Annotated in this window: 18 protein-coding genes; 8 read left to right on the forward strand and 10 right to left on the reverse strand. The window is 44.2% G+C overall.

Going from position 1 to position 24,777, the window contains the following annotated elements; translation table 11 throughout:
* Window positions 1–2: 2 nt before the first annotated feature.
* Complete coding sequence (locus tag DV872_RS07215) at window positions 3–1,385, forward strand: MATE family efflux transporter (protein WP_114629188.1); 1,383 nt, start codon at window positions 3–5, stop codon at window positions 1,383–1,385.
* Between the two features lie 53 nt (window positions 1,386–1,438).
* Here the strand turns inward: DV872_RS07215 and DV872_RS07220 are convergent, their stop codons facing one another.
* Both DV872_RS07220 and DV872_RS07225 read right to left on the reverse strand, forming a co-directional pair.
* Entirely contained in the window at window positions 1,439–2,365 is a 927-nt protein-coding gene (locus DV872_RS07220) for a hypothetical protein (protein WP_114629189.1), read from the reverse strand.
* Window positions 2,366–2,544: 179 nt separating this feature from the next.
* The gene (locus DV872_RS07225) at window positions 2,545–3,888 is read right to left on the reverse strand and encodes an ion transporter (protein WP_114629190.1); all 1,344 of its coding nucleotides are present in this window, start codon (window positions 3,886–3,888) and stop codon (window positions 2,545–2,547) included.
* 146 nt (window positions 3,889–4,034) lie between these two features.
* Between DV872_RS07225 and DV872_RS07230 the strand changes: the two genes are divergently transcribed.
* Complete coding sequence (locus DV872_RS07230) at window positions 4,035–4,544, forward strand: NUDIX domain-containing protein (RefSeq protein ID WP_114629191.1); 510 nt, start codon at window positions 4,035–4,037, stop codon at window positions 4,542–4,544.
* A 19-nt stretch (window positions 4,545–4,563) separates the two neighbouring features.
* Here DV872_RS07230 and DV872_RS07235 read toward each other — a convergent pair whose 3' ends face one another.
* The 6 genes from DV872_RS07235 to DV872_RS07260 form a co-directional block, all read right to left on the reverse strand.
* The gene (locus tag DV872_RS07235; protein WP_114629192.1) at window positions 4,564–4,818 is read right to left on the reverse strand and encodes a hypothetical protein; all 255 of its coding nucleotides are present in this window, start codon (window positions 4,816–4,818) and stop codon (window positions 4,564–4,566) included.
* A gap of 192 nt (window positions 4,819–5,010) precedes the next feature.
* Window positions 5,011–6,243, reverse strand: coding sequence for a sodium ion-translocating decarboxylase subunit beta (locus tag DV872_RS07240; RefSeq protein WP_114629193.1), 1,233 nt, complete (start codon window positions 6,241–6,243; stop codon window positions 5,011–5,013).
* Window positions 6,244–6,257: 14 nt separating this feature from the next.
* A complete protein-coding gene (locus DV872_RS07245) occupies window positions 6,258–8,063 on the reverse strand; it encodes a biotin/lipoyl-containing protein (protein WP_114629194.1) in 1,806 nt (601 codons plus the stop codon).
* Between the two features lie 17 nt (window positions 8,064–8,080).
* Window positions 8,081–8,293, reverse strand: coding sequence for an OadG family protein (locus tag DV872_RS07250; RefSeq protein ID WP_114629195.1), 213 nt, complete (start codon window positions 8,291–8,293; stop codon window positions 8,081–8,083).
* A 216-nt stretch (window positions 8,294–8,509) separates the two neighbouring features.
* Window positions 8,510–9,088: a hypothetical protein gene (locus tag DV872_RS07255; RefSeq protein ID WP_114629196.1), complete on the reverse strand. Its 579-nt coding sequence runs from the start codon at window positions 9,086–9,088 to the stop codon at window positions 8,510–8,512.
* A 40-nt stretch (window positions 9,089–9,128) separates the two neighbouring features.
* Entirely contained in the window at window positions 9,129–11,864 is a 2,736-nt protein-coding gene (locus DV872_RS07260) for an adenylate/guanylate cyclase domain-containing protein (protein WP_114629197.1), read from the reverse strand.
* Window positions 11,865–12,056: 192 nt separating this feature from the next.
* Between DV872_RS07260 and DV872_RS07265 the strand changes: the two genes are divergently transcribed.
* The 5 genes from DV872_RS07265 (at window position 12,057) to DV872_RS07285 (ending at window position 18,108) form a co-directional block, all read left to right on the forward strand.
* Window positions 12,057–12,515 carry a hypothetical protein gene (locus DV872_RS07265; protein WP_114629198.1) on the forward strand — a complete coding sequence of 153 codons (459 nt, stop codon included), beginning with the start codon at window positions 12,057–12,059 and terminating at the stop codon, window positions 12,513–12,515.
* Complete coding sequence (locus DV872_RS07270) at window positions 12,512–13,813, forward strand: alginate export family protein (RefSeq protein WP_114629199.1); 1,302 nt, start codon at window positions 12,512–12,514, stop codon at window positions 13,811–13,813. The genes DV872_RS07265 and DV872_RS07270 overlap by 4 nt, the downstream gene beginning before the upstream one ends.
* A 25-nt stretch (window positions 13,814–13,838) precedes the next feature.
* Window positions 13,839–14,525: a FecR domain-containing protein gene (locus DV872_RS07275; RefSeq protein WP_114629200.1), complete on the forward strand. Its 687-nt coding sequence runs from the start codon at window positions 13,839–13,841 to the stop codon at window positions 14,523–14,525.
* A gap of 122 nt (window positions 14,526–14,647) precedes the next feature.
* A complete protein-coding gene (locus DV872_RS07280; protein ID WP_114629201.1) occupies window positions 14,648–17,515 on the forward strand; it encodes a pitrilysin family protein in 2,868 nt (955 codons plus the stop codon).
* A gap of 95 nt (window positions 17,516–17,610) precedes the next feature.
* Window positions 17,611–18,108 (forward strand): DUF2147 domain-containing protein, encoded by a 498-nt coding sequence (locus tag DV872_RS07285; RefSeq protein ID WP_114629202.1) that lies wholly within the window; start codon window positions 17,611–17,613, stop codon window positions 18,106–18,108.
* An 85-nt stretch (window positions 18,109–18,193) separates the two neighbouring features.
* Here the strand turns inward: DV872_RS07285 and DV872_RS07290 are convergent, their stop codons facing one another.
* The gene (locus DV872_RS07290; protein WP_114629203.1) at window positions 18,194–20,995 is read right to left on the reverse strand and encodes a pitrilysin family protein; all 2,802 of its coding nucleotides are present in this window, start codon (window positions 20,993–20,995) and stop codon (window positions 18,194–18,196) included.
* Window positions 20,996–21,145: 150 nt separating this feature from the next.
* Between DV872_RS07290 and DV872_RS07295 the strand changes: the two genes are divergently transcribed.
* Complete coding sequence (locus DV872_RS07295; RefSeq protein WP_114629204.1) at window positions 21,146–23,101, forward strand: methyl-accepting chemotaxis protein; 1,956 nt, start codon at window positions 21,146–21,148, stop codon at window positions 23,099–23,101.
* Window positions 23,102–23,212: 111 nt separating this feature from the next.
* On the opposite strand, the gene ilvC is transcribed toward DV872_RS07295, so the two are convergent.
* Window positions 23,213–24,679, reverse strand: a complete 1,467-nt coding sequence (gene ilvC, locus DV872_RS07300; RefSeq protein WP_114629205.1) for a ketol-acid reductoisomerase — start codon at window positions 24,677–24,679, stop codon at window positions 23,213–23,215.
* Window positions 24,680–24,777 lie beyond the last annotated feature (98 nt).

Below are 24,777 nucleotides of genomic sequence, written 5' to 3' on the forward strand. Positions count from 1 at the left end.
TTATGACAGATAATACAAAACAAATGGGTACAGAACCCATAAAAAAACTGGTCCTTCAATACTCAATTCCCACAGTGATCGCCATGGTGGTAAACTCAATCTACAATGTCGTGGACCGTATCTTTATCGGGCGATTTGTCGGGGAAGATGCCCTTGCGGGAGTTACAGTGATTTTCCCGTTGATGCTTATGATGATGGCTCTGGCCTCGCTGCTTGGAGGAGGCGCTGCACCTCTTATTTCTATTAAGCTGGGTGAAAAAAAGGCCCATCAGGCGGCAGGAATCTTCGGGAATATGATTACACTGATTGCATTATCAGCTGCTCTAATTGTCTCTCTGGGCTTCCTTTTTGCAGAAGATCTGATTCTCTTGCTTAAAGGAGAGGATGTAATTGAATATGCCCTTCCGTATTTCAGGATAATACTGCTGGGAATGATATTTCAGCTCTTCTCCATGAATCTTGCAAATATAGTCAGGACAGAGGGGCAGCCCCGTCTTGCAATGGCCTCTCAAATTATTTCTGCAGTGACTAACCTTGTTCTGGATTTTCTCTTTGTTGTTGTTTTCAGATGGGGTATACAGGGTGCGGCCTGGGCTACTATTACCGGGCAGATTGTCGGTTCGTTAATTCTCATTACTTATTACCTGAAAGGGAAAAGCTCTCTAGCAATAGATGTTTCATCATTCATTCTGAAGTTCTCTGTTGTCCGCAGTATGGTTGCTCTCGGAGTTTCGCAATTCATCGGTATGTTCGGTGCCAGTTTTGCCTTGCTTTTTCTAAACCTGTATCTGGTTGATTTGGGTGGAACAGCAGCCCTGGCGGCAATCGGTGCGATTAACAGCCTCTATACTCTTTTCCTTATGCCACTCTTTGGAATCCAGTTTGGAACCATGCCGTTGATTGGTTACAATTATGGTGCCGGATTAAGAGATAGGGAGAGAGAAGCATTATTCTTTGCCGCAACAATCGCTGTCGTATTTGCTACAATAGTCTGGGCATTACTTGAGATCTTTCCCAGAGCCGCTTTGAGCCTGTTTCTTGATCCAGGATCAGAAACCCTCGAGATTGCGGTTAAGGGACTACGCCTTTTTGTACTGATGCTCCCGGCACTGGGATTTCAGTTTATCGGGAACAGTTATTTTCAGGCGATCAATAAACCTGTTACAGCACTGTTTTTGAGCAGTATGCGTCAATTTGTTCTTCTTGTTCCCCTGCTTGTACTTGTTCTTGCACCCCTTTGGGGTCTTACAGGGGTCTGGCTGGCGACTCCCATTGCAGATGGGATCTCTACAATCGTAACAGCACTGCTGCTTTATAGAGCCCTTCGTCATGAGGATGAGCCGGAATTGGATCTTTCAGACAACTCAACTGTTCTGGTCAGCTAAAAAAGAAGCTCCCGCGTATTACGGGAGCTTCATTGGTTCTATTGTTTTAGATCTTAAAAGTCTTCATCATCTTCAGAATCAACATCCTCATCCTCATCCTCATCCGAGTCCAGTTCTCCGTCCTCATCTGAATCTTCTCCGAAGTCTGCTGATTCTTTGATATTTTTTTTGATAACTTCCCATATTGTTGCATTAACTCCGGTTTGATCTTCATTTAAGATTATCTCACCAGCTGCACTTACTATTGTAGCAAATTCTACGGAATCGCCGTTGGTTTCGGCATTGTCAAAATGAAACCAGCGTGCCAGACGGTAGGCGACAATAATAGAATTTATTACGCCTTCATCAAGAATAATCACTTCAGTACCACCGAGTACAAACTCTTCATCGATGGCAAAAGTAGCAGTAAAATCCATATCTGTCACATTCACTGTGGACGTTGGTCCGGTATAGGTTCCAATAAGGACTATGCTGTTTTCATATAGAGGATCAGAAGGATCAACAAGAGGATTTCCCTCATCATCCACTTCGTCTCCCTCAATGCGGGCTACTTTCAGTTTGATTTCATCATAGGTTCCCGGAAGCAGTTCTATGTAGGGAATGGCGGGTTCAATGACATCCGTAAGCACATTGACAATAAAGGGGCCTGTGTACTCCACTTCCAGTTCCTGGGCTTCCTCATCTTCAGAATCTACTTCAGCCAGTTCCTGTTCCAGTTCTATCTGATAGATATTCACCCGTGCATCTGTCAGTGTCAATTGTCCGATTTCTGCACCGGCAACATCTGTTATGCTAAGGACTGCAGAATCTGCCGCGTCTCTTCCTGCCAATGTTCCAGCTGGCAGAGAGCCTTGAATCGCAAGATCCACTCCTCCATAGCCTTCGCTTACACCATTGTTTGATGAGCCGTCACAAGCACTCAGTAAAAAAAATATTGCAAGTAGAATCAAAGTTGCTTTTAAACCAGTTTTTCTATTCATCTTTGCCTCCACTTCAGGATTGCTTCTGAAGTACTATTAACTATTATAATGCAGATATTATATAAAAACCATAATATATGAAAAATAATATATAAAATTAATATAAAGCGGCAGCCATGGGGATGACTGCCGTTATTAGATATTGCCGCACAAATATATGGTAATCTGTAAGTGAAATACTATTTTTTCTTTTTTTGTTTCTCTTCAGTTTCAGCCCTGCGTTTTTCAGCCATATCACCGATACGCTCTGCAAACTGGGGAAAACGGGCCAGGATCTGATCAAAGGTTTCTTTATTCAGCGAGTAGCAGTCACAATAGTCTTTGGCCTTGATGGTGGCGTTTCTGGGAGCCGAGAGGAGGAGGGCTATTTCTCCGAAGAATGAACCGGCTCCAAGTGTGGCATAGACAACGGATTCATCTTCAGAAACAACATCAACAGAACCGCGGCTGATAAAATACATCTCATATCCTATCTCGCCCTTTATCACAACATAGTCTCCCGGTGTGAAAACAACGGGTTCAAGATTCAAAATTACTTCTTTGATAAACTCTTCCGAAGCACCCTGGAAAATGGGAACCTTCTGTATGATTTCTCTATTCAGAAACAGGGATACCGAAGTCTGTAACGGTTTGGGCAAATCAGAGAGGATTGATGATTCATCGTATCCCCTCCGGCTCTCCCAGAGGTAGTCATAGTAATCACTTATCTTGTCTTTCAGATCCGGTGGAATCTTCTTATATCGAAGAAAAGTCGTGACTTTCTCCATTTTTTCCTGATATTGGGATTTTGCTATATCTATATTTGCGATGATATTGGCGATGTTACCAATGATAAAACCGTACATACCCGCACCGATAAGCTCAATAATGATAACAAATATCGTTTCCAGCCTGGTGCTGGGAGAGATATCTCCGTAGCCGATGGTTGTCAGGGTCGTTACAGTCCAATAGAAGGATCTCAGATAGGGAGAATCCGCATTGATTGGATTCAGAGCAGCAGGATCTTCCCAGATGGACATCCAGGCACATGAGATCAAATGGGCTGCTATAAGTATCCAGAAGATCAGCAGAGTCATTCTTATAAAACTCGGGTTCAGTCGTTTGCTGTTTCGTATCCGGCTGATAGTTCTTGTTGTCCGGAACAGTTTCACCAGACGAAGGAGGTTACAGAAATATCCAATCTGAACAATTAATGGATTGGAAGCGAGAGACAGGATCATATAAAATGGAAAGGCAGCTACAACATCTACGAATAGTGCTGTTCTTATATATCTTTTATAGATAAGGTCCTGGTCTGTAATGACTTCTCTCTGCTCTTTATAGCCAGTATGAGACTCAATGAAGATATCAAGAATAAGTATTACCGAGATGAAGAAATCAAAGATCAGAAATACTCCGGTCAGTGGAATTTGGAATACCGTAATGAGGGGTATGACCAGAGTTATGAGGATTGTCAGTATTAAAATAAATACATCCCAGGTTATTTTTTTTCTTGTATCAGGATAAATAATTGGAATCTTCATAGATAAAATTATCGGCGTCCTGATTTATGAACTGTATTAATAAAATCTTTTCTGGAATTCATATCAAAAAAGATTATTATTTACTACTGTGATATGGATATCTTTCTTAAATTGAATGGGTATTCCATATGAAAGGAGAAGGGAACATGCCGGTACAGGAAAAAGAGATTTTTGATCTGGTTGATGAGCATGATAATGTAATCGGAACTGGTGAAAGAGATGAGTTTCATGGTAATCCCGGGATGATTCACAGGGTTGTACATATCCTTGTGTTTGACAGTTCAGGTGAATTATACCTTCAAAAAAGAAGCATTACAAAAGATGTACAACCGGGAAAGTGGGATACTTCAGTGGGAGGTCATGTCAGTACAGGTGAATCCTATGAACAGGCGGCCTACCGGGAGATGAAAGAGGAGCTCAATATTGAGGGTTCTGTTCTGGAATTTCTTCATCGATATCTGCACACAAATGACTATGAATCAGAGTTTGTGAGCACATACCGCTGCATATGGAACGGTGCAATTGATTTTGACCGTGATGAAATTGATGAAGGAAAATTCTGGTCTCTTGAAGAGATCCGGGAATCAGACCCTTCTAAATTCACCCCTAACTTTATGGATGAATTGAAACGCTTCAAAAAACTCCAGAGAATGTAGATAGATACATGGCCCGGAATCAGAATTCTTTTTTCTGTTTCAGAGGATACCACCATGAAAATCCCAGGAGGATGGTCATTACGAAGGACTGTCCCCCGGAGAATCCTCTATCCCTGCCGATGTCATCAGAAATAAATAGAAACTGAAGTAGATTTATTAAAAAAAATATGCTGAACAGAATCCAGCTCTCAGAAGTCTGTATGCTTAAGGCTGTATACAGAGCATAAACCCAAACAGCGATATGAAGGCTCTGTAGCAGATGCCAGAAAATCATATTTTTAACTCCTGATTCAGAGTGTATTCCTCATTCTCTGATTTTACAGGTCATTACTGTGAGTCTTTTGTGGATTTACTGTGTTTGTTTTTCCAGTTTCAGCAGTCGTCGTAAATAGATTGATCAGTGAAAAAAAAGACCGTCCTTCTCAGGACGGTCTTATATATCATTTGGATATTCAAATAAAAGGTATTAACCCAGAACTGGTACCAGAGCCAGAAGGACACCGGCTGCTACTGCAGATCCGATTACCCCGGCAACGTTAGGACCCATGGCGTGCATGAGCAGGTAGTTGTTGGGGTTCTCTTCCAGTCCAACCTTATTGGCTACACGGGCAGCCATAGGTACGGCAGAGACACCGGCGGCACCGATAAGGGGGTTGATGGGGTGACCCTTTGACACTTTGTTCATCAGTTTGGCCAGAAGTACACCCGATGATGTTCCGATACAGAAGGCAATGAGTCCGATAGCCAGAATACCCAGGGTATTCAGGTTCAGGAACTGTGCAGCCTGCATTTTAGAACCGACTGCAAGACCAAGCATGATCGTTACGATGTTCATCAGGGCGTTTTGCATTGTGTCAGAAAGTCTGTCGGTAACACCACACTCTTTTGCAAGGTTACCAAACATCAGAGCTCCCAGAAGAGGAGTTGCCGATGGCAGCAGAAGGATACAGGCTCCCAGTACACTCAAGGGGAAAATAATCTTTTCAGTCTTGGTTACGTGTCTGAGCTGTTCCATCTTGATCTGACGCTCTTCTTTTGTTGTCAGAGCTCTCATTATGGGTGGCTGTATGATTGGAACCAGTGCCATATAAGAATAAGCCGCTACGGCAATGGCCCCCAGTAGACTCGGAGAAAGTCTGGACGCTACATAAATTGCAGTCGGTCCATCCGCTCCTCCGATGATTCCGATAGAAGCCGCATCAAATAGGTTGAAAGTGATTCCGGGCACATATTGTCCCAGAGCCACCGCACCAAGAAGTGCAACGAAAATACCGAACTGAGCAGATGCACCCAATAACAGTGTTTTCGGGTTTGCCAGAAGGGGACCAAAGTCAGTCATTGCCCCGACTCCCATAAAAATGAGAAGAGGGAAAAGACCGCTCGTTACACCTATATCATAGAACATACCGATGAAACCACCGGCTACTCCATGAATAAGCATTGCATGTTCAGTGAACTCACCCTGCAGTATTGTATGAGCAGCAATTTCCGCAAAGGGAATATTACTCAATATTGCACCCATTCCGATAGGAACGAGAAGAAGTGGTTCGAATTCTTTTTTTATAGCCAGATAAAGGAGGGTAAACCCTACAATAATCATGACTATATTACCCCAGCCACCTTCCTGCAAAAAGCCGAAGATACCTGTGGTCAGCCAAAGCTCCCGAAAGGAAGCCACTATTGTCTGTCCGAATGTCATAGTTTATCTACTCCTTAGCCGATTTCGATCAGGGACTGTCCGGCAGTAACCTGATCTCCCTGAGATACGGAAATGGCTTTTACTGTACCGGAAACAGGAGAAGAAACAGGAGTTTCCATCTTCATAGCTTCCAGAACAATTACTTCATCACCTTCAGAGACACTGTCACCTACTGCAACGGGAATTCTGAGAACAAGACCGGGCATGGGAGCGTTAACAGCCTGTGCGGGTCCGCCTGCAGGTGCGGCTGAAGCAGCAGCTGCAGCCTCATCAATACCGTCTGCAATGGAGATGTCATAACTTGCGCCGTTTACAACAGCCTTGTCACCGTCAAGTTTTACGCCGTAAGCCTTACCGTTAACTGTAACGGTGTAGCCTTCGGTAGAAGTAGCACCTGAAGCGGCAGCCTTCTTGGCATCTTTTCTGATATTGACCTTGGCTTCGCCCTTAAGGAACATGATTCCCTTATCCTGACAGGCCGCTGCGATGAAGATGTTCTCATCGGATAAGTCTTTAATTCCGTTGTCGGTAAGGAGCTTTTTGGCAGCTTCAATACCGAGGCTTTCGTTTCTATCGTTGATATCAACTACCAGTTCAGTTGTGGGCTCGAGTCCCATCTGTTCCTGACAGATTTTCTTGATTTCTGCATCGGGTTCTACTGGAGTCTTTCCAAAGTAACCGAGTACCATTTTACCGTAACCGTCGGCGATCTTTTTCCAGGGACCGAACATTACATTGTTGAATGCCTGCTGGAAGTAGAACTGGGATACGGGAGTAACCGAAGTTCCGTATCCACCTTTCATTACAACTTCGCCCATGGCTTTTGTAATTTCCGGGAATTTATCCATCAGTCCGTTGTCTCTAAGCATCTGTGTGTTTGCTGTCAGAGCTCCGCCGGGGAGGGGGCTGAAGGGGATAATGGGGTTAACCATTGTAGCTTCGGGGGGTAGGAAGTAGTCTTCCATACATTTTTCGAAAGTTTCTTCTACTTTCATGATTTCGTAGGGATCAATTCCCAGATCGTAATCAGTTCCGCGGAGAGCATGCCACATTGTCATAAGGTCGGGCTGACAGGTTCCACCTGATACAGGAGACAATGAAAGGTCAACCTGTGTAGCACCGGCTTCAATTGCGGTTACATACTGCTGGATTGATACACCTGCAGTTTCGTGTGAATGGAAAGCAATATTCATATCGGGACCGAGGAGTTTTCTTGCAGCTGCAATTGTCTCACCGACGATCTTGGGAGTTGCTGTACCTGAAGCATCCTTGAAACATACTGAATCGTAGGGGATTCCGGCTTCGAGGATTCCTTTCAGAACACCAACATAGAAGTCTTTGTCATGAGCACCTGTTACTCCTGGGGGAAGAGCCATCATTGTGACAACTACTTCGTGTCTCAGGCCTGCTTCATGAATACATTGACCGGAATAGATCAGATTGTTTACGTCATTAAGGGCATCAAAGTTTCTAATCGTTGTGATACCGTGTTTTTTGAACATTTTGGCATGGAGGTTGATGATGTCTCTGGACTGAGAACTCAGACCTACAACGTTGACACCTCTGGCAAGAGTCTGAAGGTCTGCATCGGGTCCGGCAGCCTTTCTAAACTCATCCATCATGTCGAATGCTGATTCGTTGCCGTAGAAGAAGGGGGCCTGGAATCTGGCTCCACCACCGGCTTCGAAATGTTTGATCCCTGCTTTTGATGCTGCTTCAACAGCTGGCAGGAAGTCTTTTGTTAATACACGGGCTCCGTATACGGACTGAAAACCGTCACGGAAAGCTGTACACATAAAATTTACGCGCTTTTTACTCATGGGAATTTAACCTCTTTTTAGGATTGTGTGTGAGCTTTCACAGCAGCAATTGCCACAGCAATTTCTGCGTCTGCGGATGATCTTCTGACGGCGGGAGCAGCCGGTTTTTCCTGCTCAGGGAAAAACTTCAGAACTATTTTGGACATGAAAGTTGTTGTCACGACCAAAAGAGTTAGAAACAGAAACACCACGGACATGCCGACAATGGTTACAATTAGACCATTTACCATATTAGATGCTCCTCGATATATTTATTTGATGTCTCTTTCACCAGGTAGTTCATACTGTTAAGAGACGGGTTTTATTTGAATCGATCTAGATTTAGCGATTCAGGATAAAATATATCTTTTTTAGCTTAGGGGTGACAAGCCCTGGGAGGCTCTTAAAAGTCTGCTCAGAGGGCAATTAATGGGATATTACAGATATTTAATATATGTCAGGAATAATTAGAAGCGGATTCCCATCCCTACCAGCATATCCATTGTCATGTAGCTCAGTGAACTATCAGATCCGTTCCTGCTGTAGGAGGCGGAATATGATGACCAGCCCATGTCAAAAACAAAGGAGAAGCGGACCGAATCTGCATAATATACCGGCAGATCCACACCACCGCCCAGGCTGAAATAGAATCCGCCGTTCAAATCCGATTTGTTGAGCAAAGCAGCATTGTTTCCTTCTATAAAGCAGTAACCCGCTGTTCCTTTGGCGTAGATGGGGACTGATTCTACGGGGAGGAAAAGTTTTGCTGCGGCATAAACTGGAATCCAGCTCAGTTGTTCGTCACCCTCTGTCTCTCTGGGTACGAGATAACGGAATCCTCCTCCTATTTGAAGGAGTTTTCCACTGCCGAAATACAATTCCTGAGCCAGGGATATACCGGAACCGGTCACTACATTTTCATAGCGGCTGATGGGTTCAAAGCCGAAAAGGCTTATGGAGTGGAATTTTACTCTGGAGTCAGCAGAGAGCCCCGTGGAGATCAGCAATATCATTAAGATCAGGGTGAACTGTTTTCGGTGCTTCATTGTTTTCTCCACGCTTGTCTGTAGACATAAGGGTACTTATTTATTTCTGTGTCAGGTTGAACACTCCATCCCAGTCTTTCGGGGGAGGGTCCTTACTGAATTTCAGACAGCGTTTCATATATATCTCGGATGGAGCATCCTCGGGAATCACCTGTCTTGTTTTTTTAAACATTTCGTTGGCCTCAGACCAGTTCTGTGCTTCAAAGAGTTCCATTGCTTTATGGAAATAATTCAGTCCCTCCAGAATATTTTCAGGAGTGAGATGGGCTTCATCCACCAGTTCATATAGGCGGACAGGTTCGTTTATTCCAACAACCCTTACTCTGTCCAGCATCCTTACGGTGAACTGATCACCTGTTTCTCTGTAGGTGCTGTCACTGATAAGTATCCAGGTACCGTACTGTTTATTTACACCCTCAAGCCTTGCTGAAAGGTTAACCGCATTACCCATCATGGTGTAGTCCATCTTCTGAACTGTACCCATATTTCCGACAACCATATCTCCTGTATTGATTCCAATTCTTGTAAGAAGGGGGCCGGGAGTTCGTTCTGCGGCAATCATTCTTTCATTGAGAATCTTCTCGGCTTTCTTCATGCGAACGGCAGCCCGGCAGGTTCGAGTCGCATGATCCTGGAAGGGCTGTGGTGCTCCGAAGAAGGCGATGATTGCATCTCCCTCATATTTGTCGATGGTTCCTTTTTCTTCCATTACCAGGTTACTCATCTCAGTCAGATAGTCATTGAGCAGGGCAACCAGATTCTGGGGTGTCAGTTTTTCAGATATTGAGGAGAATCCCTTTACATCTGTGAACATGGCAGTCATATGCCGTTCTTCTCCACCCAGGGCAAGCTTGGAAGGATCATCCAACAGGTCATTGATTACATCATCAGACAGATACTGGGCAAAGGCACTGCGGATAAATCCTTTCTCTTTGGATGAGAGGATCAGATTCATACTGACTATGCCTATAAATGATAACAGTATTGTGATTCCCGGAGTCAGGAGGGGAGTGTATATTCCTGTGAAAATAAATATCAGGATCAGAGCTGCTTCTGTCAGAACCAGCACGGCTATACCTGATGCCATTCCCCAGGCTGGGTGGTTCATTCGGGAGACAATAAAGGCAGTGAGCAGGGACATAATCAATGTGACCATCATGGCTACCCAGAGGGGTGATTCGTCCAGGAACTGACCAGAGAGAATTGTATTGGTTACAGCCGCATAGAGCCCCATGTTCATATACTCTTCTTCGAAGGGGTTAACCCCGATATCAGTCGTGGATGTTCCGGAATATCCGATGATGGAGATGGAGCCTTCCAGATCTTTTTTTAATGTAACACGTATATCCTGAATGTCCCTGACAAGCGTACGGGAAGCTTCAAAGACGGTGGGGATGAATTCTTTCAGCTGTAGCAGGTTGGAATACAGGTCTTCCGGCAAGTCTGGGAAATCCAGGTAGTAATCAAGGTTGTCTATAATATAACTTTCTGAATCCCCTGATAAATAGTTTTCCATGTCTGAAAAATATTGTTCCCTTAAAAATTTATATTCTTCTAAATCGATATCTTTAATCCCGTCCATATGGTCCGCTTTTAGCATTTCAATGTAATTATAGAGATTAAAGATATCTACTATCTCGTCAAACAACAAACTATCCAGCAATCCGTTCTGATAGAGGAAGTTCAGGTTATCAACAAGAAGTCGCATATTGTATGCAAGATCTGAATTGAGTCGGTCATGTCGGTATAAAAAGAAAAAACTGATATGTCTGAAACTATCGGGATAATTTTTAGCCGGCCAGTTGATTATCATTTTACCGCTTCTGTCCAGAGGAATCTCAAGGTCCTGTCTGTTTTCACCATCCAGAAGAGCACCCTTTAGAATCAGGGAGACAGGAGTTCTCTCCATCTCCTGTACATCCATTGACTGGAGAAGAGAGGCAAATCCAAGCTGCGGATAGTAGGTCCCTTTGTAATCGTAGATAAGATCAATACGCCGTCTTACACCATCAGGGTCAATGTTGACTCTGGGGGAGCCGGCGGCGAGTGAGTTTGAAAGAACCTGATTGATGGCTGGCTTTATCTCCTGTGCCTTGGTAAAGCCCTCAAAAGGGGTCTTAAAATATTTATTGAGAGATACTTTTTCCTTTGCCAGCTCTTTCAGTTCCAGAGGAGTCGTATTATCTTCACTCTTCATCATGTTGACTGTACATATAACATTTCCGAAGAAGGAGATGGCCTTTCCAAGATACTCATCATTATCCCGGGCAATCTTATTTACATTATCGAGAAGTTCCTGCTGCATCTGGTAAGAGTAGTCATCCAGCTGTGCCTGGAAATCACCTGCCTCTTCCAGAGGAATCTGTTTCATTTGAAGAGCCTGTATGAAATTCTGCTGTTGCTGCGAAATATCGCTGAAAACATTGTTGAAATGCTGAGGGATCTGCTCTTCAAGATACTGATTGTTCAATCCTGCGGGACTCTTGTCTATAAACTCAATATCCAATACCGCATAGGCTGCACCCAGTTCTTTCATCAGCATCAGGCCGTCGGCAAAGATATCCCGGCTGATGGGGTACATATTGATATTGGTTATACTCAGGTCATCTATGTTGACCAATAGGAGATCCTTATCTTCCGTTACTTCAGGTTTTATATGAAGGAGCAAGTCATAAACTGAGTATTCTGTGCTTTGAAAAGATTCTGTTGTAAGAAGCAGGGAAAAGAGGATGGACAGCAGTATCGGTATCCCCATATAGATATACTTTTTGTTCATGAATTTCTCCTGTATGGTATTATTATATCAGTCTGTTTAGGTATTACCAGAAAAAAGCTTACAGAAATTGAATCAAATCGGGAAGATGTTCATTTTTTAACATCTAAAAGTTGTGATTTCCTCATATGAGACATAAAATAATAGTATCGGAACAGTAAAATATCAGTATCGGAATCATAGGAGTTACGGCGAATGAAAAAGCTCGCAATATTATTTCCCCTGGTCCTTCTTATTATGATGCCCATCTCCCTGATGGCTCAATCCAATGAAGTCCTGGATGATTTCCTGGATCGCGATGAAGCGGATCTGGGTACTACCTCATATCTGATTCTTGCCGCGGCAGGCATTATTGATGAATCCGCTGCAGTTGAAGATGCACTGGACTGGATCATGAAATCCGATGAATTGACTAAAATTGAGGATATCAGTTCCGGTAGAAGCATAAGTTACGGTGAGTTTTCATATATTCTTATGGAGGTTCTTGAGTTGAAGGGAGGTCTGATGTACAGGCTGATTCCCGGTCCCCGATATGCTGCCAGAGAAGCTGCCTATCGAAAATGGCTTTTGGGCAGTTATGCTCCTGGACGAAGCCTTAAACCCTTTGAAGTGATGAATACTCTAACAACTGTACTTGAAGGAGAGGGATCATGATGAAAAGAATAACTGTCTTGACAGCGCTTCTCTTCTGTCTTGCCGCCGGAGTCTGGGCAGCTGATATTGACTGGGGAGGAAAAATTGAAAATATCTCCCAGGGCTCCAATATTGAGAGTGAAGAATTTACCCAGGGTAATAAAGCCGGCATGTGGCTGCGTTCAGCATTCAGTCCTGAGTTCAACCTCTTCGGGAAAGCCGGTTACATATACCGCTATGAAAAGGAAGAGCACCAGCATATTCCTGATATCTCAGATTTATACCTGTATGGAAGAGGCAATTTAGGTGACGGAAATGTGCTCAGCTATACTGTTGGACGTTTCCGTTTCAGTGACAGTACTACCCGTGTGATGAAATCTACTGCAGACGGAGGAGAGGTCTTTTTCCGGAATAAAATACTCCCCGTAAAGGCGGGTATCGGTTATACAGGATTGGTCTTCAATCTGACATCTGAAGTCGTAATGTCACCTGCGGACAAACTGGAATCGGATGACCAGTTTCTTCTTGCACCTCCCCGTATTCTGGGATTTGCAGAAATCAGTTCTCCCATCCTTGCCGGAGGGAATACTCTGAAATTGGCTGTTATTGCCCAGATGGATCTGCGTCAGGAAGATAACAGTTACCTCGAAGACAGCCAGACCGGGAAACTTCATACTCAATATGTACAGCTCTCTGCAGACGGATCAATTATTCCTGATCTGTTTTATACCCTCTCGGGGGTGTTGCAGACAGGTCAGTATCTTATCCCCAGCTATGGCACAGATGCGGCAGCTGACTACTCCTATCTGGGCGGAATGGCTTCCATGACCCTGGATTACTATGTTGAGCCCCGGTTCAATACGACCATCAGCCTGGATGCCCTGTATTCATCAGGTGACAGCTGGAGTGACAGAGCTGATTTCAACTTTTTAAATCCACCTGATGGCGGCGGCAGCAGTCTGCATCGCTATGTTCCCATATCGAATACCACCAAGGGTTATGTTTATTCTCCTGAACTGGGCAACCTGATCTTCGGAGATCTGAGTATTTCCATTATGCCCATAGAAAAGGTTCAGCTTCTGCTTTCCTCTATAACCTTTATGAGGGCGGTGGATGGACCGATTTTTGATGATTACATATCAGAAGATTCCGGTAATTCACTCTATCTTGGGGAAGAGATCGATTTTACAGTTAATTTCCGCCCCTGGTCTGACCTGGGTCTCTCTTTGACTTCCGGTATTTTTATTCCCAATAAGGATATTCAGACTGAGAAGGATATTTCATACCGTATCGGCGGTTATTTATCTGTGAGCTTCTGATAAGGAAGCTCGAGGAGTGTTTATTATGAAAAAGATTTTTTTAATACTGATTTTTATAAGCAGTGCGTCCTTTCTTACAGCCCAGACGGCAACACTGGGACGGATCAGCGGCAAGGTCGAAATCCAGGAGCCCGGAAAAGCCTGGCAGTCTGCCAGTGAGGGGATGGAAGTACCCACAAATGCCAGAATCTCCACAGGTTTTGCCTCTGAGGCCAGGGTTGTAATGGATAATGCTCAAATCACTGTTCAGCCTCTGACAAGAATGACATTAAAGGAGTATACAAACTCCTCGGATACAACTACCACCAAGCTTTTTCTCGGCTCCGGCCGGATCAGAACAGATGTAAAGAAAAGTGACAGACGGATCAATGACTTTCAGGTCAGAAGTCCTGTGGCCACTGCGGCAGTAAGGGGAACTTCTTTTACTTTTGACGGAATCCGACTTGTAGTTGTTGAGGGTAATGTGGATTTTTCCACTGCCGGCGGTGGAAAGGTGAATGTTCCTGCAGGTTCTTCATCCCAGGCCGATCCCGAGGGCGGTGCTCCGGTACCTCCTGCTGATCAGAAGAAAGAGGACTCTTCTGTCTCTCCCTCCACAAACGGTGGAGAAGGTGGTGGACCTGACGGTTCTGATGCTTCACTTGACAGTGCCAGAGCCTCTGGAACAGGCGGCGGTGATTCTACGGGCTCCCTGATTATTATCATCCAATGATCTTTTAAGAAAGAAATAAGTACGTTAAATGGATTACTGCCTCCCCGGAGGCAGTTTTTTTCGTTGAAATGGGCGGTTCTTTCTCTATCACCTTGTGAGGTAATCGGTTATATTGTTTTGTTATGTTTTTGAAAGCTGATAAACAGGATAATCCTGATTCTATAAATACCCTGTCAGATCCCTATCATCTGACTATACATACATTAGCCAACGGGCTGACCCTCTATCTCTCGTGTACAAATTATAAACCCAGAATAGAGACCCGAGTTGTAATCAAGGCAGGTTCTGCTCAGGACCCTCATGAATCAACAGGGGCCGCTCATATCCTTGAACATCTGATGTTTAAGGGCTCCGAGTCTATCGGTGTTCTACAGAGGCCCGAGGAAAAGAAAGTTCTTGATGAGATCAAAGCCTCCTTTGAAGAACTTCGAAGTATGGGTGACGGAGATGAACGGAGTCAACAGTTTAAGAAGATCGATGCCTTGAATCAGAAGGCTTCCAGCCTCAGTCTCCCTGGTGAGTATGACAGAATACTTTCCCATCTGGGAGCCAGGGGTGTAAATGCCTATACGGGTATCGGGGAAACCGTTTATAAATGCGATATCCCCTCCATAGAGCTGGAGCGCTGGATAAAACTTGAATCAGAGCGATTTTCAAGACCGGTCATCCGTTCTTTCCTTACTGAAATTGAAGCCATATTTGAAGAATTTAATCAGGATCTTGATGATGACTTTTCAAGAGCAAGAGATCTTCTGCTCTCGGGACTCTTTCCCGGGCATGAATACGGCAGTCATACCATTCTGGGTAAGAAGGAGCATATCAAGGCTCCCTCACTGGAGAAAATAGAAGAATTCAGGAACACCTGGTACCGACCGGAGCATATGGCAATTTGCCTTGCAGGTGATTTTGACCGCAAGGAAGCACTGGCTCTTATTGAAGAGAGCTGGGGCAGTTGGAATCCTCCTGCATCCGGCCATCCCATCCCTTCCATCAAAAAGGCTCCAAAGCTCAGAGGGCATCATAAAAAGACTCTGAAAGGTGCAGATTCAGAATTTTCCATGACAGGATTCCGTTTTGGCGGAGTCCGCAGTGAAGACTTCTATCCCCTTGTAATGCTGGACCTTATTCTAAATAACAGTCAGGCCGGCCTGATTGACCTGAACCTGGTACAGAAACAGAAGATTCTTGAAGGCGGAAGCAGTCTCAGCAGTACCGGAGAATACAGCTGGTTTGTACTCTACGGTACACCCGGGCCGGGACAGTCTCTTGGAACTGTTCACCGTCTCCTGATGAAACAGATTGATCTGATCAAGAAGGGGAAATTCGACCGGCGTCTGCTGTCAGGTGTAATTAAGTTTCTGGAGATTGAGCAGATTCAGGATCTTGAATCCAATCAGATCGTCAACGCCTTTGTCGACTGCTTTTCCGAAGGGATCAGCTGGACTGAATATCTGGGCCGCCTGGACAGACTGAGGATTCTCACTGGAGATGACCTTGTGCAGTTTGTTCGTGAGAAATTTAAGGATGCCTATGTTCGTGTGGATAAAAAAGAGGGCGAAGATACTACGGTAGAGCTTGTGGATAAGCCTGAAATCTCAGCATTAAAAATTGATTATGAACAGGAATCCTCCTACTTCAGGACGCTTAGAGAGAAGAACCCCGGGTACCAGCGGCCATTATTTCCGGATTATAAAAGCAAACTCCACCATGGCAGCATCACTGAGTCTATCAGTCTGAGCTGTTGTGCCAATACAAATAATGATCTCTTCGAATTGACCTTTATCTTTCCCGAAGGGAAGAGTGCATCACCCTGGCTCCCAGTTGCCGGAGATTATTTTACATATCTCGGTACTCCGGATATGAGTCCGGAAAAGCTTCAGAAAGAGGCATTTCTCCTGGGGATCGATCTCTCTTTTCAGGTTGACCTGGAACGTTCAGTTTTTTCTGTTTACGGAAAGGATGAAGATTTTGAAAAAGCTCTTGTCTATGTTCAGAATCTGATCCGCCGGGGAGTGGGAGACAGAAAAAGCTACAGGAAATATATTCAAGGTCTTTTAAAGAGAAGGCAGGATGCCAAGCTCAGTAAAAAAGTACTCCTAATGGGAGGGCTTTATTCCTGGGGACTCTACGGAGCCGATTCTCCTTTCCGTGACATTCTTTCGGAGAAAGAACTTAAGTCTCATAATGCGGATACCCTCACTTCTGAAATGAAACGTCTGTTTGATCTCCCTCATAGAGTATTCTATTACGGAAAACGTAGATCCTCCGAGCTGCGGACTCTTTTATGTGATTTTCATCCCGGTACACTTTCAACTCCGCAGCCCCTTCGTGAGAAACAAATATACAAAGAGAAGGATGGAGAGAACAAGATTTTCTTTACCCATCACGATATGGTTCAGGCTGAGATTTTCAGGCTGGCACCTCAGTCGGTGTTTGATTCGGGACAGCTGGCATCTATCTCACTATTCAACGAGTTTTTCGGAGCCGGGCTGAACTCAATTTTCTTTCAGGAGATCAGAGATGCCCGCGGACTGGCCTATACGGCCTATTCAAGCATTTCTGTTCCCGAGTTTCCTCAGAACAGACATATTATTCAGAGCTATCTCGGGACTCAGGCGGATAAACTTCCCGAAGCTATTGCCGAAATGGATCGTTTGTTTTTAACTGTTCCGGCGGAGGGCCGGCTGTTTGATGAGGCGAGAACAGCTCTTCTGAAGAGCCAGTCATCTGACAGAATCACCGATTCAGATATTTTCTGGAGCTGGTGGGAGGCAAATGAGCTGGGTCTGGATACTGAATACAGAAGCCGGGTCTTCAGGGATCTGGAGAATTATTCATATCCCGCCATGGAGGAGTACTTCCGAGATTCGGTTATTCCTCTGGAGAGCAATATTCTTATACTCGGTAATAAAGAGGAACTGGATTTCAAGGTACTGGAGAAAAGAGGTCAGATCACAGAACTCAGTCCTGAAGAACTGTTTAATTATTGATATTTTAACAATTTAAAACGTCTCTCCCTATAAGATTTCTTGTGTTTACGGAAAGTCATGGTAAAATAGCTCTATTAATTATTTGAGGGAGAGTTATGAGCAGGAAAATCTTGAGTATCCTTTTTATTCTGAGCTTTTTTGCAGCACCTCTGATGGCCAATTCAGGCATTATGGGACTGTGGAAAACTGTAGATGATGAAACCGGTGAAGTTAAATCTATTGTTAAGGTATATGATTACAAAGGAAAGGTCTTCGGACGGATTCTGGTTACTTTTGAAGAAGGTAAACTGAAAGACACTTATATTGATCCTACAACCAGAGCGGAAGAAGTAAAGGGTGAGCCTTTTTTCTGTGGTCTGGATTTTATCTGGAATATGGTTGAATCAGGTAATAAATATAAAAAAGGTAAGATCCTTGATCCTCAGAAGGGTAAGGTATATGGCTCCGAAATGTGGCTGGAAAGGGGTAATCTGATTGTCAGAGGGAAAATTGGACCCATTGGACGTAATCAGACCTGGCTTCCTGCAACAGCAAGAGATCTTCCTTCGGGAGTAGCAGAGCCTTCAGGCCTTGTTCCCGTAATTCCTCAATAATTTTGTTGAATCATATCAATTGAAATAAAAACCCTGGTCCTATGAACTGACCAGGGTTTATTACGCTTAGGGCTATTGAGGATATCTACTCGGCAGGATAGAGAATCACTTCAATATTATCTTCATCAGAAAAGTATCTGTTCATCCGCTCCTGCATCAACTCTTTGCTGTAATAATCTTCCAGTTCATTTACCGGGGGAATTTCCTCCGCCGGAAGCTTCAGGAAGTAATTCCGCTCCATTCTGGAAAGCCAGTAGCTGTTCTTCCTGAGCTGTTCTTCCAGTATTACGGATCTTGCCTTGATGACATCCTTAATAATTCTGTCTTCAATATCTCCATTTTTGAGATTGTTGATTACTTCTTTTACCAGATTGGTCAGTTCTTCTGTCCTCTCCGGATCACAGGAGAATGAGATCATAAAATAGTAATCTTCATAGGGAACTCTTGCTGGAGTCACAGAGACCGAGGGGCTGTAGGTTCCCGATGCACTTTCTCGAACCTCTTCTGTAATAACCATCTGCAGTGAGTCGGCAACAGCCTGGATAAGCTGAGTTTCCCTGCTGCTCCATTCCCATTCTCCAGGATAGATCATTGTGACATAGCTGACAGGGTCCTGTCCGCTGGAAATGCTCTCTCTGATCTCTCCTTTGGGATAGCGAAGATCTCTGTCGACCCAGTTCTCTTTGCTGCCGTTGTTGGGAAGTGAGGCAACATATTTTTCCACTAATGGAATTATCTGCTCTTCATCATAGCTTCCTGTGATGAAAAATGTGAAGTTGGAAGCCTGTGTATAACGCTCTTTATAGAACTCAAAGGCTTTATGGTCATCGATATCATCCAGCACTTCCTCCTTCAGAGGACGGCTTCTGACATGATCCTTATACAGAAGTTTAATAAGTAGATCAGAATACTGTGTCATGGGATTGGAATCCCTGTTTCGAAGGCTGTCGGCCATGCGGCTCTTATAGGAACTCCAGCTCTCTTTATCAAGACGGGGAGATGTGAAATAGAGATAATTCAGCTGAAACAGGGTCTCCAGATCTTCACGGGTACTGCTTCCTCTTGTTCCGCTGCTCATTTCGGATATTACAGGCTGCAGACCAGCAGTTGAACCTGCCAGAGCCCGGTCCAGGTCAAGCATTGAGAATGCCCCGATACCGCTTCTCTGGATAATCTGTGAGGCGAATGAGGCAGACAGGTAATCATTGTCTTCTGCGAGGGATACTCCACCGGGAGACATGGATGAAAAGAGTATTTCGTTTTCCTTAAAATCAGTTTTTTTCAGAACAACTTTTGCACCGTTGCTGAGGGTCCACTCTTCGGCACCTGCAGCTTCCAGCTTTTTCCGCTCTGTGATGGTTCCGGGTTCGGGCAGCTCTTCCAGGAGTGATGTGCTGACAGTTCTCTCTTCAAGAGCCTCTGTTGCTGTCTGGCTTATCTTATAGTTGATGCCTGAGAGTTTGACGGGGTCCACAGCTTCTCTGTCATCACCCGAAGGGGACATCGTATAGATGACTCTGTTGGATTCGGTCAGCCAGAGCTGTGTCCTTTTGTGTATATCCTCCAGGCTGATGGTCTCTATATACTCATTAAAGACATCCCAGAGATACTCAATCCCCGGTGCCGGGGTGCCATTTAGAAAGTAGTTTATATATTCACTGGCAATCTCCACAGACTCACGGTTATTTCTATTATTATAAGCTGTGAATATACGGGAGTAGAGCTGTTTTTTAGCCCGCGCAAGTTCAGTTGCGGTGAAGCCATGGTCCCGTATCCTTTTCTCTTCTGTAAGTATGGTTTCAAAACCGTCGTATAGCGCCCCGTCGGCGGTGACCACTGTCATTGTGTGAAAACTCTTGGGGCGGGTCATGCTGGAAAAGTCCACATAGCTGTATGTGAAGGGAGGTTCGGGGCCGTTCTGAAGGTCTTCCAGTCTGTTGTTGAACAGGACCAGATAGAGATCTTCCATCAGCTCTGTTCTATAGTCTTCTCTCAGTCTCGACTCTTCATTGTCAATCTTGTTGAAGATAACGGCGGCGGTCCAGGTAGCCTCGGGATCACTCTGATTGGTAAATACAGTCTCCATATGGTCTGGAACTTCAGGTTCAGTTCTTTCTTTGGGACGTTCAGGATTCTTGTATTCACTGAAACGGGTTATTATATCCTGTTCCATTTGCCGGGGATCAAAGTCACCCACAGCCACAATGGCCATCAGATCCGGACGGTACCACTCTTTATAGAAGCGCCGTATAGATTCGGGAGTACAATTTAAAATAGATTCTTCAGTTCCGATGGGGAGTCTTTCTCCATAGAGGGATTTGTACATTATCTGAGGATAGGCGGTATCCATCATACGGCGGGATGCCCCCAGACCGCGACGCCACTCCTCATGAATAATGCCCCTCTCTTCTTCCACATCATCTGTGTTCAGATTCATATGAAAGGCCCATTGTTCAAGGATATTCAGACCAGTATCCAGATTGTCAGGCTGGTCCAGGGGGATCATCAGTTTATAGACAGTTTCATCAAAGGATGTGTGAGCATTGATATCGGGGCCGAACTGCATCCCGATGCTCTGTAAGAAGCGGACCAGATCATTTTCGGCATATTCCTCTGTTCCGTTGAAAGCCATATGTTCCAGAAAGTGTGCCATTCCAAGCTGATCATCCTCTTCCATAAGAGAACCTGCATTTACTGCCAGGCGAAGGATCGCCCGGTCTCGTGGATTGTCATTCTGCTGGATGTAGTACTTCATCCCGTTTTCAAGGGTTCCATTAATCATTTTCGGATTTTGGGGAATCCGGTCACTCTGACCTTCAGACCAGATAAATGGTTGCAGAATAAAAAGAAATATTAATATTATGATAAATCTTCTATGGTTTTTCATGGGGCCTTCCTGTTAAATTGCTTTGAAAAAGAGGATGATTTTTTCAAACAGCGAGGTTATACTGACATCGACTCTTTTCATTGTAATAGTTTCTATTTAAAAATACATTGAATATTGCTAAAAAGCAATTCATGGATAAAGGTGATCTCTATGACGATAAGAACAAAATTATTATCTCTGGTTACAAGTTTTATTATTCTCTTCTGTTTAATTGTTGCCGTGTACTTTATGATCATGGCTCCCATCGAAAAGATCAGAGGGGAACAGCAAGTTCTGGTGGATCTGAAAGACAGCATTCAGATTGAACGTATAACTATGAACAGGATGCTCGGTCAGGCTCCTTATGTCAGGCTGTTTGAGGACCTGATGGGCAATATTGAATCAACGAATGAGCAGTTTGAGCGCCTGGATTCTATTGTCCTGCTCAGAGAGTTCAGCAGTGACATCTCTGAATCCATTGATATTATTCTAAGACTGAACGAGATGAAGCTTGACCGGCTGACAAGCTTTAAAAAAACAGATGTGGTTTTCAGGAAATCGATTGTTGAAACATATATTTTTATCAATTCGTTCTCTTTTACCAAGATCTACAGTGCAAAGCGCTTTCGTGATCTGGCTGGTACCAGAGAGGATGCCAGGTTTAATCTGGCTATGACCAACTTTCTCTCTCAGCACAGTATTTATGAGAATGTACTGGAGAGTTCGGTCAATGTGATCAATGAGCAGTTCAGTTTTGTGAATAGAGAGATCAAGGAAATTGAAAGCAGGAGTCTTCTGTATACCTTTATCGGGATATTTATAGCTCTGTTGCTTGTTTTTATCGCTTCTCTTGTATTTACCAATCAGATAGTAAGAAATATTAAAAGTATTGAAGGAAGTATAGGTCGTCTTAAAGATGGAGATCTTCGTGAAGTCGGAAAAGTAACCTCAAAGGATGATCTGGCCAGACTCAACTCCAATCTCTCCATTTTTCAGAACTCCATAAAAGGAATTATTGACAGGATTAAGGGTGTTTCCGATGAAAACCTGAATATCCGGGATCTTCTGATTAAGCAGGTTGAAGATACAACCCAAACAAGCCGGGGTATCAGTATCAGCACTGAAGAGATCAAACAGGATGTTCTACAGCTTGATGAAACTTCAAAGTCTTCATACGAAGCTGTTGAAGTTATCTCGGGGAGGATTGAGAATCTGAACCAGAGTATTCTGGAGCAGACTTCCATGATTGAGGAGTCCTCCGCCGCAGTGAATGAGATGATGGCCTCAATATCCAATGTTGAGCAGGTTACACTGAGAAAACTCGGCAGTCTTGAAACAATGGTTTCCTCAATGGACCAGGGAAACAATCAGCTGAAGGATACATCTGATACGATTCTGAAGATCAACAACAGCATTGATGCCATCAGAAACATGATTTCTGTTATTGAAGATATTTCATCCCAGACAAACCTTCTGTCTATGAATGCTGCCATCGAGGCGGCTCATGCAGGGGAATATGGAAAGGGTTTTGCTGTAGTTTCCGACGAGATAAGAAAGCTTGCAGAAGCATCCTCTCAGAATGCCCGTGAAATCGGAACTTCTTTAAATGAAATTATTGAAAATATACGTGAGGCTACTGAGTCCAGTGATGTCACTCTGACAACTTTTACAAAGACTGTTTCTGAAGTTGAAGACCTTTTCAGTTCTATGAATGAGATCAGCCAGAGTATGGTTGAATTGAAGTCCGGTGGAGATCAGATTCTGTCGGCCATGAGTTCTCTGCAGACCATGTCTATCGAAGTCCGTCAGGATTCCGAGAGTATGACAGAGCAGTCCCAGACCATGATTCAGGCTGTGGAAAATGTTCAGGCTATTTCAGGCAGTGTCAATTCCGGAGTAAATCAGGTTTCAGGTGGTATTGATACAATCAGTAGCGCAATAGAAAGGATTCAGGATATGACCGGAACCATCGGTTCTGTAGCCGAGCGTATCGGTGATGAGCTTAAGTTCTTCAAGACTGATACTCTGGATGATTATGAGATTGATGAGACAAAGGATACTGCCGAAATGGTTGTTGAGGCTCCTCATGAGAAAGACACACATGGAGAACTGGAAGAACTGAGCTGAAGGATTTGAGCCGGGTTTTCCGGTATCAGATCAATTGATATCTGTCTTATAAATAATAAAGCTGCCCTCTCCATGGAGACGGGCAGCTTTTTTTTATTCCCTGGGGTCTCTCTAGTTCAATGATTTCATTTCGGTCATAAAACCACGGAGCTTTTTACCGACTTCTTCGATAGAATGATTTCTTACTGAATCATTTACTTCGATAAGGTTGGCATTGTCGACCTGGTTGGATGCTGCACCCAGTCCTTTTCCGATGATATCTGTCTCAACAGTTTTCATATACTCAGTCAGCATGGGAGCTGCAGCATTTGCAAAGAGGTAGCAGCCGTATTCTGCTGTGTCTGATATTACTTTATTCATCTCATAGAGTTTCTTCCGGCTGATCAGGTTGGCAATCAGGGGCAGTTCATGAAGTGATTCATAGTAGGCTGATTCCTGTTTAATTCCTGATTCGGTCATTACTTCAAAGGCAAGCTCAACACCGGCTTTTACCATGGCTACCATGAGGATTCCGTTGTCAAAGTATTCCTGCTCGGTAATCTCCATGCTCCCTGCTGCTGTCTTTTCAAAGGCTGTCGCACCGGTTTCTTCTCTCCAGTTCAGGAGGTCCTTATCTCCGGCAGCCCAGTCTTTCATCATGGATGATGAAAAGGTTCCACTCATGATGTCATCCATATGTTTTTCAAACAGAGGTCTGAGGATGGTTTTCATCTCTTCGGATTCTTCGAAGGCTCTGATTTTTGCAGGATTACTCAAGCGGTCCATCATGTTGGTGATTCCACCATGTTTTAAAGCTTCGGTTACAGTTTCCCATCCATACTGAATAAGCTTGGAGGCATAGGCTGAATCGATTCCCTTTTCTATCATCTTATCGAAACATAGGATTGAACCGGCCTGGAGCATACCGCAGAGAATTGTCTGCTCGCCCATAAGGTCTGATTTTACTTCGGCTGTGAAGGAGGATAGAAGAACACCCGCTTTATGACCGCCGGTACCGGCAGCATAGGCTTTTGCAATTTCAAGACCGTCACCCTGAGGATCATTCTCGGGATGAACTGCGATCAGTGTGGGTACTCCGAATCCTCTTTTATATTCTTCCCTTACTTCTGAACCGGGAGACTTGGGAGCAACCATCAGAACTGTAAGATCCTTTCTGATCTGCATTCCCTCCTCGATGATATTGAATCCATGTGAGTAAGCCAGGGCTGCACCTTTCTTCATAAGGGGCATTACAGCTTCCACAACGGGGCTGTGCTGTTTATCGGGAGTAAGGTTAAGTACCAGGTCAGCCTGGGGGATAAGATCGGCATAAACACCGACGTTGAATCCATTTTCTGTCGCATTGATATAAGACTGTCTTTTCTCTTTGATGGCTCCCTCTCTGAGAGTGTAGGATACATCAAGACCGCTGTCTCTCATGTTTAGTCCCTGGTTAAGACCCTGGGCACCGCAACCTATGATTACAACTTTTTTCCCTTTAAGTTTTTCAACTCCATCAAATTCAGACCGGGATATAAGGCTGCATGTTCCCAGCTGATCCAGTTTCTTTCTTAGGGACAGTGTATTAAAATAATTCATAAAAATCCTTTTTTAACCGGTAAGGGTTCAGTGAGTGTTTATGAAAAAATAAACCCAGTTCCCCGGGTTGTCAATCGAAGCAGAGAGAATTTGTAATG

It is taken from the genome of Oceanispirochaeta sp. M1 (assembly GCF_003346715.1).
GTDB lineage: Bacteria > Spirochaetota > Spirochaetia > DSM-2461 > DSM-2461 > Oceanispirochaeta.